The organism is Leptospira perolatii, assembly GCF_002811875.1.
GTDB lineage: Bacteria > Spirochaetota > Leptospiria > Leptospirales > Leptospiraceae > Leptospira_B > Leptospira_B perolatii.
This window is the reverse complement of record NZ_NPDZ01000007.1, coordinates 165005-180757: the sequence shown is the minus strand read 5'-3', so window position 1 is coordinate 180757 and position 15753 is coordinate 165005. Positions and strand designations below refer to the sequence as shown.

The window sequence follows — 15753 nt, the reverse complement described above, 5'->3', positions numbered from 1 at the left end:
GGTGTTATACCTTTACTAATCTTAGTTTCAATTCTTGGAGCTGCTTTTCATCCACTTCCGATGGACATTCGCTCATGAGGCAAACACCTTTCTGAGTCTTAGGGAAAGCGATCACATCTCGTATCGATTTTCCACCAGTCATTAGCATCAGAATTCGGTCCACGCCAAACGCAATTCCACCATGAGGAGGAGCACCGTATTCCAATGCTTCCAAAAGGAATCCGAATTTTTCCATCGCTTCTTCGTTTCCAATCCCAAGCACGGAGAACACAGTATTCTGCACTTCTTTGGAATGGATTCTTATCGAACCACCGCCGATTTCCACTCCGTTTAACACTAGATCGTAGGCTTTTGCCAATGCAGTTCCTGCATTGCTGGAAAGTTTTTCCGGACTAGAAAAAATTTCCAGACTTTCGTCCGAAGGAGAAGTAAACGGATGGTGAAGAGAATCCCATCTCTTTGCATCCTTATTCCATTCGAACATCGGGAAGTCTACAACCCAGGAAATATGAAAGCTATTTTCAGGAGGTTTGTCAAACCTTTCCGACAACCTGAGTCGAAGCGCGCCAAGAGAATGGTGCACGATCGCGGCTTCGTCCGCGCCGAAAAACAACATATCTCCCTCTTTAGAGCCCGCTGCTTTTGCGATTTTCTCTAGTTGCTCTTTACTAAAACGCTTCGTGATCGTGGACTCTAACCCGTCTGCGCCATGTTTCATGTAGGCGAGGCCCTTCGCTTTATAATCTCTGTTAAGCCAAGCAGTCAGGTCTTCTATTTCCTTTCTCGAAATGATTGATCCGCCGGGTACGCAGATCGCCTTGACCACTCCGCCGCTCGCTACCGCAGCAGAAAAAACTTGGAAATCAGAATCTTTCACGATTTCCGAAACATTGACGAGCTTCATCCCAAAGCGCAAATCCGGTTTATCGGATCCGTATTCTTCCATCGCTTGCTTGTAGGTAATTCTTTGGAAAGGAGCATGAAGGGAGACTCCAAAAACATCCTTGAATATCTTTGAAAATAAACCTTCGATCTCGGAAAGTATCTCTTCTTGCGAGACAAAGGAGAATTCCATATCCAACTGGGTGAACTCCGGTTGACGATCCGCTCTGAGGTCTTCGTCTCTAAAACACTTTACGATTTGAAAATATCTCTCCACTCCTCCAACCATTAAGATTTGCTTAAATATCTGAGGAGATTGGGGAAGAGCATAAAAGGAATTCGGGTTCAATCTTGATGGAACAAGAAAATCCCTCGCTCCTTCCGGAGTGGATTTATTTAGTATCGGAGTTTCGATTTCTAAAAACTTTCTGGAGTTTAGATAATTGCGAATCGCGAACACGAATTCATGACGCTTTACCATTCTATCTTTTAGCTCGTCCCTTCGAAAGTCGAGATAGCGGTATTTCAATCGATTCTCTTCCGAGATTTCTTCGAATTCGTCCAACGCAAAAGGAGGAGTCTTTGCTATATTCAAAATTTCTAATTTATCAACAACTACTTCAATTTTGCCCGTAGGCATCTTTGGGTTGATGCTCTCCGCATCTCTCTTTTTCAGAGTTCCACTAACAGCGATTACATACTCTGAGCGGATCTTTTCAGCTAAATGAAAATCATCGCCAAGTATTTCCTTTCTTAGAACTACTTGTAGGATGCCCGTTCTGTCCCTCAAATCAACGAAGATGACCCCGCCTTGGTCTCGGAAACGGAAAGACCAGCCGTACAAATTTACGACCTTACCTTCCATGGACTCCGTGAGCTCTCCCGCCCAGGATCTATTTTTGTAATTTTCCTGAATCCAATCTTTCAAAGAAGTTTCCGTTCCTATATTACCTGTCGGTGAATTATACGTTATCAAATCTGCTCAGCTCCGGTCGGAAGGCAAGGGAAAAAGAACCGGTCGGTCCTGAACGATTTTTCGCTACGATGATCTCCGCCATTCCTTTCATGCGTGGATCTTCTTCGTCGTCCTTTCCCCTTTCTCCTCGATAAATAAAAGTTACTATGTCTGCGTCCTGTTCGATAGCTCCCGATTCCCTTAAGTCCGCGAGCTGCGGTCTTTGGTCCCGAGACCTCTGCTCAATAGATCGATTCATCTGAGACAAAGCGATCACAGGACATTTTGCCTCTTTTGCAATCTGTTTTAAGGTTCTAGAAATCGATGCTACTTCGTTCTGCCTTCCTTGGTCCCTACTCTTCGGATCACTCATTAGCTGTAGATAGTCTACAATGATGAGACCTAAAGACTCTGTGGTCAAAAGCTTTCGAATCCGCCCTTTAAAGTCGTCCACAGTCAGCGCACCGGAATCATCTATGTAAATCGGAGCCGAGGTGACTTTTACAATTGCATCCAATAATTTCGGTGCATCGGATTTTGTGACTTCGGATCTTTTGAGTTTGCTAGATTCCACTTGGGCAGTCGAACAAACTAGCTTCAGTAGGAGCTCCATCCGGCTCATCTCCAAAGAAAAGATCACCACAGGTTTGTTATGAATCAAAGCTACGTTCGAAGCGATATTCATCGCTAGAGTGGTTTTACCGTTTCCAGGTCGAGCAGCGAGAACCATCAGCTCGTATTCTTTCAGACCGGAAGTCATTTCGTCAAACTGGGTAAAATTCGTGCGGAGACCTTTGATCTGCCCCCGACTTTGCATGATATCCTTAATATATTCAGAGAGCGCAGCCTTATCGTGCGCTACAGGTAATAATCCTTTTACGTCTACGGCGCGAGAAACCTCGGTAAGACTTCTTTCGATCTGGTTAAAGACGGATTCGTTTTCTCCGGGTTCTTTTTGGATCAGGTCCAAAGCCTGAAGTAAAAGCTTGGAGTATTTTCTTCTTTCGGAAAGTCTACGAATCCTCTCCGAATAATAATGCAGTGGATGAGAGACTACAGTATCTCTGTACAGAGAATAAATATATTCATATTCCTTCTCTGGATCTTTAAGGAGGGAATTTTCTTTTAGATAATTTAGAACGGAGACTGGGTCGACAGCAACTCGCTTATCTACTAGATCTGCGATTGCTTTGTAGATTCTTCGGTTGGTATCGTGATAGAAATCCTCTGCTTCCAGAGGAATATCTATCAGATTGTCCGCTCCCTTTAGTAGTAGGAATCCTAAGAAAGACTTCTCGGATTCCAATTCGAAAAGAGAGTCGGCTTGCATTCAGACCTAAAGGTAAATTAACCTTCGGCTACGACACCTTCCTCTTTTTTCACGTGGATCGTGATGGTGGGAAGGATTCCTTCTGCAAGGCGGATTTTCAACTTATAAGTACCGAGGGAGCGAATCGGTTCTGGAAACTCGATCTTACGCTTCTCGACTTCGTAGCCTTCTTTTTTCAAAAGTGAAGCCACGTCCATTGGGGTTACTGCTCCGAAGAGTTTGTCCCCGCCACCGGTCTTAACAAGAATGCTGAATTCTTTTCCGTTCAGATTTCCTGATACGGATTCCATTGCTTTCTGACGCTTTTCCTTTTTCAGTTCAGCCAGCTTTTTCTGGTGAACAGCCATCTTGGTGCTTCCTTCGCTCGCGCGAACTGCCAATCTTTTTGGGAAAAGGAAATTACGAGCAAATCCGTCCGCAACTTCCTTGATATCTCCGGCGTCGCCTAGGTTGGATACGTCTTTTTGTAAAATAACCTTCATTCGTAGTCTCCTTAGTTCACTTTGAAAGGAAGGAGGCCGATGCTCCGAGCCTTACGAATTTCACGAGCAAGAATTCTTTGGTATTTTGCAGAAGTACCTGTGATTCTTCTTGGAATGATTTTCCCACGATTCGTGATGAATCTTTCCAATAACTCAATGTTTTTGTAATTTATTTGTTTTGCAAGTTCCGGGTCTGCAGTAAAGCGACAAACTTTCTTTTTGTATTTGTTCTGCTTTTTCGGTGCACGACCGGTTTCATCCATGCCTTGCATTTCTGCGGAAGCTTCTGGTCTTCCTGTTTCTTCTTGGATTTCGTTCTCTGCCATAGTTTCGTTTCCTAATTAAAAGGGTATATCGTCGTCCATTCCGGAACTTCCCACTTCTTCTTGAGAATGTGCATAAGAAGATCCGCTAGAAGAAGAGCTTGATCCGTAATTCGAATCGCTCCCTCCTCCGTCTTTGCTTCCGATCATCTGAAAGTTCTCCACGACGATACGGATGCGAGAGGCTTTTTTGCCGTCCATGGTTTCCCAAGTATCCTGCTTCAACCGACCTTCAATGATCAGCTGTTTGCCTTTTTTGCAATATTGCTGGATAATATCCGCTCCTTTTCCCCAGGCTTCGCAATCGAAGAAATGAGTTTCTTCTTTCTTGTCTCCACCTGAAACGAAGGTTCTACCATTCGCCAGGGAAAAGTTTACCAGAGACGTACCGTTCACGGTCTTAAATTCAGGATCTCTGGTTAAGCGACCTACTAGGGTCACCCGATTGATATCGTTAGCCATTGAGTCGAACGATCATGGAGCGAAGAACATTCTGATTGAGTTTGAACTCGTGCTCCACTTTGTCGATGGCAGTTGGATCGGCATTTACTTTAAAATGAGTAAAGACACCGTAATCCTGGTGATGGATAGGATGCCAGAGCTTCTTTTGGCCCCAGTCTTCTTCCGCAGTAACGCTGATTGAGTGCTTATTAAAGAGGTCTGTTACCTCATTTTTTGCACTTTCTTTCGCGTTTGCGCGCGTAATTGTAGTTATCTCGTAGTTTCTCAAAAGGTTCTCCTATGGTTAAAAGCCCGTCTGCGTGATTGCGGCGAGCAGAAGAATAGATTTTGCACTATTTTTTCACAAGTGGCCGTGCGGTCAAGTGGAATCGGGTCTTGAAGGGCCCCGCCCTTCGTGGGTGGGGGGATGGTGGTGGGAAGGCGGGCCCCCTCGAGCGGCCCTCCGAAGTCGCGCATGCCATAGATCCGATCTTTTGGCAAGCCGAATACGAGCGGAGAGGCTGTAGGAGCTCCTACAGAGATGAGCACTATATTTTACTTGCTCAATTTTCCGACATCTTTTTAGCCCAGATTTCTCTGGTCGAATCATTCGTTCAATGTGATAAGATGTCAGGTATATCTTTGAAGAAACCTCTTAGCAAACTAAGAACTCCTGGATCCCAAAGTTCCATAAAAGAAACCGGAATCGAGCGATGAACCTAATTACAGCTTCCATTCTCACTTGCCCGAAATGCAACTTTCAAAAAGAGGAAATCATGCCTCTGGACGCTTGTCAGTATTTTTACAAGTGTGAACATTGCGGCAGCTTGCTAAAACCAAAACCTGGAGATTGCTGCGTGTTTTGTTCCTACGGATCCGTTCCTTGTCCACCGAAGCAGCTGTCCTAACAACGAGTATATCTAATTAACTAATAGCTAATGGCTTCCATCTTTTTTTCGCTCAAATCATCACCTAACATTTTGTTAAATGACAAGATCCTATTGAATTCATAACGAGAAACCGTGCAAGGAGTTGCCTATGAGAAAAAAAACAAATATATGGAAGTGTTTATTAGTGGTTGTCCTCACCTGCTTGTCTTTCGATTGCAACAATTCAAAATCTGGTGAATTGAATTCCGAGATATTAGCTCTCGCACAAACACCAAAGTCTGCTCCGCACTTTTATCTGCCTGAAGAGGGCGCAAATCATATTGTAAATGGAGTACCCGAGAGAAACGGTCTTTGGCCCTTTGTCGTAAAATTCCAAGCATCAGGACGTGGCCCTTGCTCCGGAACTCTGATCGCAGAGCACTGGATTTTGACCGCCGCCCATTGTGTCACCGCTGGTACCGACACAATTTGGGTTTCTTATACACCATTCGGTGGATCGAATGTAGAGATTCATGTAAATCCAGCTGACTACTTTATTCACCCAAACTATAATCCCAGTACCTCGCAAAAAGATTTGGCTTTGATTCAGTTGAGAGGTCCACTACTCTCTCCTTATTTCCCAAAAGGGCAGATCTTTGCTGACCAGAGAGCTTACTGGCGTAATCGGAATGAATCTAATTTTTACTACTTTTCGGGTTATGGACTAGGATCAGATTCCGGTTCAGATATTCCTTGCGAGGCAGGAACAAGCGGTATAAAGCGTTTCTCCACAGCTCATCTACTTAACTATTTAAATGGTAACATGATTAGAGGGGAAGGATACTCCAACTCTCATACCTGTGATGGCGATTCAGGATCTCCTTACTTTTTTTATCGCAGCGTAGGCGAGAATGTTGATTTTCTCCCGATGGTTTTCGCTGTGCATTATGGCAGGAATGAAACCAGCAATATCATGTCTGGAAACTTAGTGGAAAGGGAACTCAACTGGATTGAAAGCAAGATACGATCCGAAAGTCCTTATCCGATTGAGACTTTTGTATTTGACTCCTACTGGAAACGGACTGCTTATTTGGAAAAACTTTTCCCAGCTGTGATTAAAGGCCCTGGTGGAAAATGTTTGGATGTGGAAGGAGCCAGAACAGACCCCGGAACTCCCGTCCAATTGTATATTTGCAATGGGACTGTGGCGCAGAAATGGGTCATTTATCCTCAGGGTCTTATCTACTACAGAGACGGACTCTGCTTGGATGCCGGGACCGGTGAAAACGGAGTCCAGTTTACGGTTCAGGCTTGCAGCGAGACGAATTCCTTCCAAAAGTTTGCAATTCAAAGAACAGGTGCTATCGCAGGTCCGGGTCCAACACCAGCCTATCTACTGCCTCTATGTGTTAGTTCACGCAATGCTTCTACGGAAGATCGTACACCAGTGGAATTTCAAACTTGCTTCGGCGGACAATGGCAAACATGGAATTGGAGTGAACGTTGGTAGATGCCTAGGGTAAAGAACGAAGGCTGAACAAAAGAAAATATGCTTAGACAAAAGTTTCTAGAGACTGTGCAAAAGTATGAAAAGCAGGAACAACTGATTGAAACTATTTGGCAGGAAGTAGTACAACACTATTCGGAACCAAATCGGTTTTATCATAATCTAAGTCATATTGAAAACTTAACAAACAATCTTTCCCAGGTAAAAAGTCAGATCCAAGATTGGGACACGGTCCTATTTTCAATCGTATATCATGATATTGTTTATGACGTGTCCGCTACTGACAATGAAGAAAAAAGCGCTGAGCTTGCGGAAGCAAGACTTCGTTCCATTCATTATCCGGAGGATAGCTTACGGCTATGTTCTTCTCAAATTGTAGCTACGAAGGGGCATTCGAATAGCGATAATTCCGATACAAAGCTATTTTTGGATGCGGACTTATCTATTTTAGGAGAGAACTCAATCGTTTACTCCGACTATTGCCAGAATATTAGAAAAGAGTATTCCATCTATTCTGATGGCGATTATAAAGCCGGCCGCATGAAAGTGCTCCATTACTTTTTAACGATGGATAGAATTTACAAAACAGATTACTTTTACGAGAAATATGAAAAACAAGCCAGGAAAAACATCAAACAGGAGTTAGATGAACTCTCAAGCCAGACCGATGAATGATTATGAAACGCGACATCTCTGACGCGAACTTATTGCGTGAAAACCTTTGGTTTGATGATCTGTTGACCGTGTGAAAAGAAAGAAGATTCGTTCCAAACAAGTTAGAATTTTTCCTTCTTAATTTCTATCGAACCGCCAGTGGGCGAACCAAATAATATTCGAACAAGGCTAATATCGTTACGTACATTCCCTCAAAGCTAATGTGCATGGCCCCCAAAATATGAATCGAAGCCCAATTTTGAACGAATATCCCGACACAGACTAGTGCCCAGCAAAGATTCGCAGTAACCAACAGAGTGATCCATCGACGCCGAACCTTTTTACCAAGCAAAGTTCGAAGGACTAGGGATCCTGAATAGGAGCCATAGAGCAAGTTTGCGATCCCGATAAAAATCAACTCAGTGTGCGGGAGCATGTACAAATCGGATAGTTGTGGGTGCATGCTGAGAACGAAACACCCTGCTACTAAAGCAGAAATGCTATCTATGATTAAGGTCAACCTGGCGCGGAAAGGTGAAAGTCTAAGTTTCATTTTGTATATAAACCATTTAAAGTTTGTTAGCCGCTATTCTTTTGTAGACGAGATTTTTTAACCCGCAATATATACATATTCAATAATATTTTCTTACTCAAGCTAAGTGAGGAGAGCACATATGAACGCTCCGATCAAGCAGTCTTCTCCACTAAAATTGATCGATGTATGGGCACAACCACCTTTGCGCCAATTTATGGATCGAATGCCGGAGGTGCATCGACTCTTAAGCCTTTCTGGCTCCAGTGAAATTCTTTCGAGAGATGTGAGCATAGAAGAATTGATCCAACAAATGGATCAGTCCGGAACAGATATCGTTCTTCTTTCTGCGTGGTGCAGGCCTGAGGGGTGGGTAATCGATAACGATGAAATCGCAGAAATTTGTAATAAATTTCCTAAGAGATTCAAAGGGTTAGCGACAGTTCATTTAACCGATCCTACCAAAGCAGTTCGAGAATTAGAGAGAGCAGTCACCAAACTTGGATTTGTCGGACTGCGAATTGTTCCGTGGCTTTGGAACCTTGCCCCCAATGATCGATTTTATTTTCCTTTATACACCAAATGTATAGAACTCGGAATCCCTTTCTGTACGCAAGTGGGTCATACTGGTCCCTTGAAACCTTCGGAAACAGGACGTCCGATTCCATACGTAGATGAAGTGGCCCTACTCTTCCCAGATCTAAAAATCGTGTGCGGACACATCGGATATCCTTGGACAGAAGAAATGATCGCTGTCGCGTGGAAACATGAGAACGTATTTATAGACACTTCCGCTTACAAACCGAATGCGTATCCTTCCGCCTTGCTAGATTATATGAAAGGCTTCGGGCGAAAGAAGGTACTGTTTGGAACGAATTACCCTCAGCTGAATCACGTGGAATGTGCAAGACAACTTTCCAAGTTAAATTTACCCGATCCTGTATTGCGATATTTCGGACACAAAAATGCAGAGCGAATTTTCAGACTCGAGAGTAAGTGATCTGCAATCCATCAAATTCCGATCCTACGAAATTGACTCTTTGAGTGGAAAGTTTCGCTTTGCCGAGCCTAGAATCATTTCTGCGCGAATCATGGCTCACTCCGCAGGCGCGAACAGTACAATTTTCTAAGGGAGACTTTTCTCAAATACTGTGCACCCGGTTTTCGACTGGATATTTTATTCTGACCTGGTATTCTGCCCGAAATGGAGCATATACTAAAAAAGATCTTAGTTCCTGTAGACGGATCCGATCCGTCCGATAGAGCTCTTGACTGGGCTCTTCACCTTGCATTGGTGAGTAAAGCAGAGGTATTGATTTTAGAAGTTGTCGAGGATTTCGGACCGCTTCCAGGTAGATACGAAGCTCCTCCGGAAGGAAAAGATAGGGTGCAGTGGCTTTCCGAAAAAAGATTCGAGCACGCACACAAACTTCTGGATCACAGCGAAGTCAAATGGACCAGAAAAGTCGTAGAAGGATATCCTGCGGAGGAAATCTGCAAGATGGCCGAAAAAGAAAAAAGCGACCTGATCGTGATCGGCAGCAGAGGAAGAAGCGCAATCGGAAGATTTATTGTGGGAAGTGTTTCGGACAGAGTTGTCCACCATGCGCCTTGTGCAGTAACCGTAGTTAGGTGATGCAAAAATCAGGAGTCAGGCTCAATATGACTCCGGCTTGGCTTAGTCGAGCTGCACTTAGCGAAACTATGCCGGTCTAGCCATATCACTAGTCTGACTATACAGTTCAAAGTTGCAGAACCGAGCTAGGCTCCTGACTTTTTCTTTTTGCCCCGGAAACTATTTGCCGACTTGCGTCCAGGAAAGGTCCGAGGTTTGCAGGTGGATGGGGAGTAGAATATTCCATTTTTATTAAGTCAAAAAATTCAGTTGAGGAAATCCTTCCTTTTTTTCCGAACCAGGCGCCTTGGACATATCCGGTTGCTAAGATTCGATTTTTCCTCATAAAAACTTGTTCGATCCAAAAGTCGTATTCATCCCACCAAAGTACTCTTGTTTTGAGTTCGATCTTCTGAAATAAACCGATCGGATATCGATAGTGAATTGTCTGAAACAAAATCAGAGGCACCCACTTTTTCACTAAGAAAGCTTTCCGAAGTAAGCCGAGCCTTCTCATAAAATCAAAACGCCCTAAATCCATGAACGCAAAGTACCGATCGTTGGTCATTCTTTGAATATCAATGTCGTTCGGAAGAACGGAAAGTCTGAGAGTAGCTTGTTCCAGGAAACCGATCGGCTTCTTCCAAAAACCGGACAAAAGTAAGTAAAGAACTCTGAATCTTAATTTCATAAAAAAACTTCCAAATTCTGATCGACTTCGATCGAGGCTTACATGTATATACCGCAATTCACCATTAGGAATAGCGTATAAAGTATATTCTTATGCACCTCGCAAAATCCTACTACCAACTAACTACAGTTTAGCGAGAATAGTGATCGAGGTTGCTAAATCGAATCTACACCGTATGTATAGCTGATCTGATCTGAATGGTTGAGTCAAATCATTCAGAAAAAATAATCTGAAGACCAGGGTCTAAATATTAACTTTTGTTAATAATAAAGTTCGCTAAAATAAATCTGTTCACTCGTCAAGCGATCCGGCCATCTATTCCGTACTTCCCCAATGATTGAATAAACAGATTCAGCGCGAATCTCAACTTTATGAATTTGCATTTGATGTTTCCGCGGATTGCGGATCCGATCGAGTTCTCAAAAGTCCGTGCAGAAAAGATGCAGCATTGCTCTCTCGCAAAGATTGCTGTAATGAGTTCGGTAACAGTGGAAAGAAAATCTGAGAAAAGTAATTTCTAGGAATCGGATCATCGATCCCGTATTTCTCCGGCATCTTTCCGGGGTCGTAAAAGGTTCCGAATAATACATCCATCATAGGCATTAGATTTGCAAAATTGCAGGAGGAGTTCTTATCCAAATCATGGTGCCAGTGATGGAGACGAGGAGTGCCTAGAATGTATTTCAGAGGCCCCAAACCGAAATCTGTGTTCGAGTGGATAAAATTTCCCCAAACGCCACGAAAAATTACAAAAGAACCGATTGCCTCCAAAGGAAATCCGAGCACTAAAGCCGGAATGTTTACGATCACACGAGTATAAATATTATCTAATGGATGCTCCCGAAATGCAGCCAGCCAGTCCAAATGCTCCGCGGTATGATGGATTTTGTGAAATCTCCAAAGTATATCGTATTTATGGGAAAGTCTATGCGCCCAATAAATGAATAGATCCGAAAGGAATATTACTACAAATATCTGTACTACTAGCGGAAATGATCTAGCAAATTCAGATATATACTTCGGAATATTATAATAAACAAATTCGTGAATGAACGACAGAACTACTAAAGTAGCCTTGGTCCAAAGCAGATTTCCTCCCAAAAAAAAGAAAAAGTCAGTCACCCACTCCTTTCGAAAAAATGGCTGGTTGTGGGCGGCAAATCTCTGCTCTAAAGGAGCCAGTCCAATTCCAAGTAGAGAAAAATAGATTCCGATATCAACACACTGTTGCAAAAAATCCCACATATTTTTACTCGACTAGCTGCACCAGCTTCGTGACTCCGTCTTCATCCACCGATTCGAACCGACAGCACTATGGCTATCGTGAAACATACATTTATCCATAAATGCTAAGTGAACACTCTTCTATATCCGATCTCCGGCGCATTTTATGTTGAATTCACTTTGCAAGGAATCCTTCTTGTTAATTTCGTTTGCGGAAGGCCCTGCCTTGGATGTACTGAGAAAAATGTGCATTTGGCGCAATCTCGCGGCCATATCTTGGCATTCAATAGATCTGTACTGAGCATTCGGATCCAGCGGTTCTACAGGTGCGACCACTGTTTCTCGAGAGGACTTTCCACAAAGAATTAAATACGCACACACCGAAATCGCGAGCAACACTGCGGCTATTTTATAAAACTTTTCTAAGAATGAACTGTCGGACATGCTTTCTATCTAAAGCTCCGAATTTGTGAAAGGCAAGAATTTATTGAGGAGAAATGTAATCCAGAAGGAAAACTCTACTTACCTATCCAGTAAAATTTCTTTCCCTGAATGATCGTGTAAGCCCAAGGTTTATCATATGTAGTCGCCTTGATTCTTTTTTCCACTTCTTCTGCAGACATATCTGGCTTGATCTCACAAAGGGCATCCAATTCTTTTCTGGTAAAAGGCTTCCTTTGCCATTTTTCGTCTGACTCAGGCAGAATCAGGTGATTGGCAATCCTTTCGACGATTCGGAAAAATGAATTAATAATCAAAGCATAACATTTTTCCGTAATGGAAAAAACTGTATCATTTTCTAAAATGGGAAAGCGTTTCACTTCGACTATTTTTCCTGTATCCACCGCAGGATTCATATAATGGCAAGTTATTCCGAATTCAGTTTCGCCGTTATAAATTGCAAAGTTGGTACATCCGATTCCCGGATACTCAGGAGAACCCGGATGCCAATTGATAGCACCTTTTGCCGCACTTTGCAACAACCGAGCAGGAATAATCCAGGGCGATAAATAAGAGAAAACGTAATCGCCTTGCCAGGTTTCGAAAAATTCCGGCATTTTCTCTCCCCGTAAACCGAACACAACCAAGGAATCCGGAAATATCTGCTTTAAATATCTGGCAGCCTGTTCCGCGTATTTATCGTTCGCTTTACCAACAAATAATATTTTCATAATTTTCTATCTAGGAATATTCTCCCTTAACCTTTCAAACTCCTTCTCTAAATTCTCAACTGAGTTTCTTGGACATGTAATATTATTTTGAAAAACAAATTCGTCTTCCAGATCGGGCTTCAATTTCTCTCGAAGCTGCTCCCATTTTAGCAACCAGACATCGAGATGAAATAGAAGAGCAATCGCATCCGACTGCAAATTTGGCGAAAGTAAATAAGATTTTTCTAAAAGCGCTTCCCGAATTCTTTGATTGCAATCCTTCAGAATACTAGCATAAAGAAATGTTTTTCCATTCTTCTTGTATTCATTATAGGCCAATTCAGATCGCTTTAAATTGATAAAAACCACGCCTAGAAAATGAAAGATTTCTTCAGTCTTCATGAAAATATTCAAAAATCTTGAACGCCTTAAAGTAAAAAAGGATTCAATGCTACCGATTGGAATCGGAAGAAACTCTGAACATTTCCTCTTGCCCCAATCGTTGCATTTACAAAAATAACTTCGACAGTTTATAAGTAAACTTTTTTAGGCGCCTCAATCACTCGAAGTAAAAGCCGCACTTTCTATGGAAGAAACATTTCCAGCCTTATCCTGACAGATTGCCTTCAGAGTAAAGGAACCGTGGCCCATAACGACGATGCCATTCAGTGGTTCTGTTCCATGCAGCGGAGTTCCTATACTTCCAAAGTTCGGATCAGAACCGTCACTGGTTATCAGAATTCTCGATCCTCCGGAAATAGTATCGTTGCAGCTAAGCTGAATATTTGTTGCTGAGGGAAAGTTCCCTCCGTTCGGACTCATCGATACGCTTGGAACTGTGTCGTCACGGGTAACTAGAAAACTAGCCGAACCAGTTTGGACGGCACTCTTTACGCAAACACGAACCGTACTGAAATTTGGTCCTATATTCGAATTCGGTATTACAGAATACATTTGAATAAATGCTCCGACAGAACCTGAAAGGACCACCGTCCCTTCTGAACAATCGTTTCCATCGATTCGAATTTCATAATTTCCTACTCGATCACTTCTCCACTCTAAAGTTGGATTCGTGGATTGGTTCAGATATTCCGGAGGTAAATAGAGTTTGATTTGAGCCACAGATTTATCCAAGGCAAAGACGGACTCTACCACCTGCGATACATTTCCTGCAAGATCCCTCGCAAGATAACGGAAATAATGTACGGTATTATCCGAAAGAGTATAAGGTGCAAAGTATTTTATCCCCGAAGAAATTGTACCGGTTGAAGCATTGATCACAGGATCGGCAGGAGAGCTGCCGGCACGCAATGTATAAACGACCTTATCACAACCAACGCCCCCGATCTGATCTGCACAAACCAGCGCAACTGACTTATCTGTCGTGTAATTGCCTGGTGCAGGAGTAGTCGTAACGTTAGGCGGCGTATCATCCCTATGGACCGTCACATGATTCGAGCCGATAAGATCTACCAAAGGATCGCAAAGTCCATTGGAATTATTATCAAAATAGGAATAAACAGTAAATGTCTTCTGACCTTCTCTAGAAAAATGATTCACAGCATTAACTGAATTATTGACTTCTTGATTGAACTGGTTGGACCCGCTAAACATCTCAGTACCTTCTGCACAATTCGCTCCTCCGTCCCTGATCGTGTAATAACCATTATTATTCGAAGACCACTTTATGTTGGATGAATTGATGGCACCGCCATTGGCACTTATATATTTAGAGGAAACTGATAGACTTACGCTAATACCGGAAGTTCTGACTTGGTATAAATCTGAATGCGTCCCACTCTGATTTCCGGCTAGATCGATGCATTTATACTTAATCAAACTTTGCCCGTCTGCAAACGTTCCGAGTCGAATCGAAAGGCTAGGTTTCCTTACATAAATGCTATTCCTAGTTTGGAAACTAGGTTCGCTGCCATCCAAACTATAGAGAACCCCAGCGGGCCCGATTGAATCGGAACAGGTGATCGTAATGCTTTGAGGACTTGTATAGGTCCCCGGCGGATTTCCAGCCGTTCTATAAATTGTAGGAGGAGTTAAATCAGTGCGTAATTGCGAAAGAATAGAATTATCAATCGATCCATCTTCATTTGTATCAAAGCCATCCGGAAGAGAATCTCCATTGCCATCTAAAATCGAAATTTTGCTGCCGTTGCAGTTCTGCTCGCTTGTTAAAGACAGCTTTCCAGATTGAAAGCAAAACGAAAAATCAGAAGATCCGTTTCCATCAATGTCCAGTGCATCTGATTTTCCGTCGGAATTAGAATCTGCGAGCAACATTTCCGGAAGCTGATTTCCATTTATATCGATTCCATCCAACTCGCCATCTGCATTAACATCAACCGGAGTGCCGTCCAAGGAGCCGTTCCCATCCAGATCCACAGGTCTTCCGAGAATCAAATATTCTGGATTTGGATTCCCGGATGAAAGACCGAGCACAGCAAATAGATACTGAAAAGCTCCACCAGTTTCCTTTCCGTTATCGAAACAACCATAACAAAAAACTAAAATACTAGCGCTTACAAAAAGCTTTCCAAAAGCTTTCACTTACTGATCTCCCCTCCGATCAAAGAATAGCATATTACTAAAATATGTTCTGCCACGGTCCCTGATCGACCTAACGATTTACTTGATTCTCTTGGCGATTTCGAATGTTCTAATGTCGGCAGAGCTAACCTGTCCGTTTGCACCCATATAATATTGTGTGGAAGTTTCGGCCAAGATGAGCACATCCCCGCCGTTCTCCCTTGCGATAGCCCTGGCTTTCTCGAGCTGCATATCCAAAGTTCCACCTTTCATTTCTGCCATACCGATAACTTCAAACTTATAATCCGGAGTAGAACGCATTACTACATCGACTTGAGCATTCTCTGGAAGAGCTGGATACACTCTGCCTGTTCTCGTAAATGAACCGCTTACACAGGAGGCAAGTACGAAGAGTGATCCGAGAATAAAAAACTTAATTACTACCATTTTTGACATGGTGAATACCTTCAAATTGTTGTGCTAATTGCCACTGTTCGAATCAAGACACTGCGGGCAAACTTTTTCCAGAGTTACATGCTTTCGAAATTTCAATTCC

Annotated in this window: 19 protein-coding genes; 5 read left to right on the top strand and 14 right to left on the bottom strand. The window is 42.9% G+C overall.

Going from position 1 to position 15753, the window contains the following annotated elements:
* Positions 1-4: 4 nt before the first annotated feature.
* From aspS to rpsF, 6 genes are read right to left on the bottom strand one after another with little or no spacing between them, the layout of a single operon-like run.
* On the bottom strand, positions 5-1810 hold the full coding sequence (gene aspS, locus CH373_RS12570) for an aspartate--tRNA ligase (RefSeq protein ID WP_100713190.1): 1806 nt from the start codon (positions 1808-1810) through the stop codon (positions 5-7).
* A 34-nt stretch (positions 1811-1844) separates the two neighbouring features.
* Positions 1845-3167 (bottom strand): replicative DNA helicase, encoded by a 1323-nt coding sequence (gene dnaB, locus CH373_RS12565; protein ID WP_100713191.1) that lies wholly within the window; start codon positions 3165-3167, stop codon positions 1845-1847.
* A gap of 17 nt (positions 3168-3184) precedes the next feature.
* Entirely contained in the window at positions 3185-3649 is a 465-nt protein-coding gene (gene rplI, locus CH373_RS12560) for a 50S ribosomal protein L9 (RefSeq protein ID WP_100713192.1), read from the bottom strand.
* Positions 3650-3660: 11 nt separating this feature from the next.
* Entirely contained in the window at positions 3661-3975 is a 315-nt protein-coding gene (rpsR, locus tag CH373_RS12555) for a 30S ribosomal protein S18 (protein ID WP_100713193.1), read from the bottom strand.
* 15 nt (positions 3976-3990) lie between these two features.
* A complete protein-coding gene (locus tag CH373_RS12550; protein ID WP_100713194.1) occupies positions 3991-4434 on the bottom strand; it encodes a single-stranded DNA-binding protein in 444 nt (147 codons plus the stop codon).
* Positions 4427-4702, bottom strand: a complete 276-nt coding sequence (gene rpsF, locus CH373_RS12545) for a 30S ribosomal protein S6 (RefSeq protein ID WP_100713195.1) — start codon at positions 4700-4702, stop codon at positions 4427-4429. The genes CH373_RS12550 and rpsF overlap by 8 nt, the downstream gene beginning before the upstream one ends.
* A gap of 424 nt (positions 4703-5126) precedes the next feature.
* Here rpsF and CH373_RS18885 point away from each other — a divergent pair, with 424 nt between their 5' ends.
* The 3 genes from CH373_RS18885 to CH373_RS12525 all read left to right on the top strand — a co-directional run bounded on the left by CH373_RS18885 (position 5127) and on the right by CH373_RS12525 (position 7464).
* Positions 5127-5321, top strand: coding sequence for a GDCCVxC domain-containing (seleno)protein (locus CH373_RS18885; RefSeq protein WP_100713197.1), 195 nt, complete (start codon positions 5127-5129; stop codon positions 5319-5321).
* A 130-nt stretch (positions 5322-5451) separates the two neighbouring features.
* A complete protein-coding gene (locus CH373_RS18575; RefSeq protein ID WP_100713198.1) occupies positions 5452-6792 on the top strand; it encodes a trypsin-like serine protease in 1341 nt (446 codons plus the stop codon).
* 39 nt (positions 6793-6831) lie between these two features.
* Complete coding sequence (locus tag CH373_RS12525; RefSeq protein ID WP_100713199.1) at positions 6832-7464, top strand: HD domain-containing protein; 633 nt, start codon at positions 6832-6834, stop codon at positions 7462-7464.
* A gap of 124 nt (positions 7465-7588) precedes the next feature.
* On the opposite strand, the gene CH373_RS12520 is transcribed toward CH373_RS12525, so the two are convergent.
* Positions 7589-7996, bottom strand: a complete 408-nt coding sequence (locus tag CH373_RS12520; protein ID WP_125169936.1) for a hypothetical protein — start codon at positions 7994-7996, stop codon at positions 7589-7591.
* Between the two features lie 121 nt (positions 7997-8117).
* Here CH373_RS12520 and CH373_RS12515 point away from each other — a divergent pair, with 121 nt between their 5' ends.
* Positions 8118-8975 carry an amidohydrolase family protein gene (locus tag CH373_RS12515; RefSeq protein WP_207761449.1) on the top strand — a complete coding sequence of 286 codons (858 nt, stop codon included), beginning with the start codon at positions 8118-8120 and terminating at the stop codon, positions 8973-8975.
* Between the two features lie 204 nt (positions 8976-9179).
* On the top strand, positions 9180-9611 hold the full coding sequence (locus CH373_RS12510; RefSeq protein WP_100713201.1) for a universal stress protein: 432 nt from the start codon (positions 9180-9182) through the stop codon (positions 9609-9611).
* 106 nt (positions 9612-9717) lie between these two features.
* On the opposite strand, the gene CH373_RS12505 is transcribed toward CH373_RS12510, so the two are convergent.
* From CH373_RS12505 to CH373_RS12475, 7 genes are all read right to left on the bottom strand, one after another.
* Positions 9718-10281 carry an acyl-CoA thioesterase gene (locus CH373_RS12505; RefSeq protein WP_100713202.1) on the bottom strand — a complete coding sequence of 188 codons (564 nt, stop codon included), beginning with the start codon at positions 10279-10281 and terminating at the stop codon, positions 9718-9720.
* 369 nt (positions 10282-10650) lie between these two features.
* Positions 10651-11526: a sterol desaturase family protein gene (locus CH373_RS12500; protein WP_100713203.1), complete on the bottom strand. Its 876-nt coding sequence runs from the start codon at positions 11524-11526 to the stop codon at positions 10651-10653.
* A gap of 120 nt (positions 11527-11646) precedes the next feature.
* A complete protein-coding gene (locus CH373_RS12495) occupies positions 11647-11949 on the bottom strand; it encodes a hypothetical protein (RefSeq protein WP_100713204.1) in 303 nt (100 codons plus the stop codon).
* 74 nt (positions 11950-12023) lie between these two features.
* Positions 12024-12677 carry a formyltransferase family protein gene (locus CH373_RS12490; protein WP_100713205.1) on the bottom strand — a complete coding sequence of 218 codons (654 nt, stop codon included), beginning with the start codon at positions 12675-12677 and terminating at the stop codon, positions 12024-12026.
* Positions 12678-12683: 6 nt separating this feature from the next.
* Positions 12684-13058, bottom strand: a complete 375-nt coding sequence (locus CH373_RS12485) for a hypothetical protein (protein WP_100713206.1) — start codon at positions 13056-13058, stop codon at positions 12684-12686.
* Positions 13059-13211: 153 nt separating this feature from the next.
* Positions 13212-15218 (bottom strand): chitobiase/beta-hexosaminidase C-terminal domain-containing protein, encoded by a 2007-nt coding sequence (locus CH373_RS12480; protein ID WP_100713207.1) that lies wholly within the window; start codon positions 15216-15218, stop codon positions 13212-13214.
* Positions 15219-15296: 78 nt separating this feature from the next.
* Positions 15297-15653, bottom strand: coding sequence for a hypothetical protein (locus tag CH373_RS12475; RefSeq protein WP_100713208.1), 357 nt, complete (start codon positions 15651-15653; stop codon positions 15297-15299).
* Between the last annotated feature and the right edge of the window lie 100 nt (positions 15654-15753).

Bases quoted from the DNA above. Each gene is read 5' to 3' on its own strand.
- dnaB (WP_100713191.1), bottom strand. From the start codon at position 3,167: ATGCAAGCCGACTCTCTTTTCGAATTGGAATCCGAGAAGTCTTTCTTA.
- rplI (WP_100713192.1), bottom strand. From the start codon at position 3,649: ATGAAGGTTATTTTACAAAAAGACGTATCCAACCTAGGCGACGCCGGA.
- rpsR (WP_100713193.1), bottom strand. From the start codon at position 3,975: ATGGCAGAGAACGAAATCCAAGAAGAAACAGGAAGACCAGAAGCTTCC.
- CH373_RS12550 (WP_100713194.1), bottom strand. From the start codon at position 4,434: ATGGCTAACGATATCAATCGGGTGACCCTAGTAGGTCGCTTAACCAGA.
- CH373_RS18885 (WP_100713197.1), top strand. From the start codon at position 5,127: ATGAACCTAATTACAGCTTCCATTCTCACTTGCCCGAAATGCAACTTT.
- CH373_RS18575 (WP_100713198.1), top strand. From the start codon at position 5,452: ATGAGAAAAAAAACAAATATATGGAAGTGTTTATTAGTGGTTGTCCTC.
- CH373_RS12525 (WP_100713199.1), top strand. From the start codon at position 6,832: ATGCTTAGACAAAAGTTTCTAGAGACTGTGCAAAAGTATGAAAAGCAG.
- CH373_RS12520 (WP_125169936.1), bottom strand. From the start codon at position 7,996: ATGAAACTTAGACTTTCACCTTTCCGCGCCAGGTTGACCTTAATCATA.
- CH373_RS12515 (WP_207761449.1), top strand. From the start codon at position 8,118: ATGAACGCTCCGATCAAGCAGTCTTCTCCACTAAAATTGATCGATGTA.
- CH373_RS12510 (WP_100713201.1), top strand. From the start codon at position 9,180: ATGGAGCATATACTAAAAAAGATCTTAGTTCCTGTAGACGGATCCGAT.
- CH373_RS12505 (WP_100713202.1), bottom strand. From the start codon at position 10,281: ATGAAATTAAGATTCAGAGTTCTTTACTTACTTTTGTCCGGTTTTTGG.
- CH373_RS12500 (WP_100713203.1), bottom strand. From the start codon at position 11,526: ATGTGGGATTTTTTGCAACAGTGTGTTGATATCGGAATCTATTTTTCT.
- CH373_RS12495 (WP_100713204.1), bottom strand. From the start codon at position 11,949: ATGTCCGACAGTTCATTCTTAGAAAAGTTTTATAAAATAGCCGCAGTG.
- CH373_RS12490 (WP_100713205.1), bottom strand. From the start codon at position 12,677: ATGAAAATATTATTTGTTGGTAAAGCGAACGATAAATACGCGGAACAG.
- CH373_RS12485 (WP_100713206.1), bottom strand. From the start codon at position 13,058: ATGAAGACTGAAGAAATCTTTCATTTTCTAGGCGTGGTTTTTATCAAT.
- CH373_RS12475 (WP_100713208.1), bottom strand. From the start codon at position 15,653: ATGTCAAAAATGGTAGTAATTAAGTTTTTTATTCTCGGATCACTCTTC.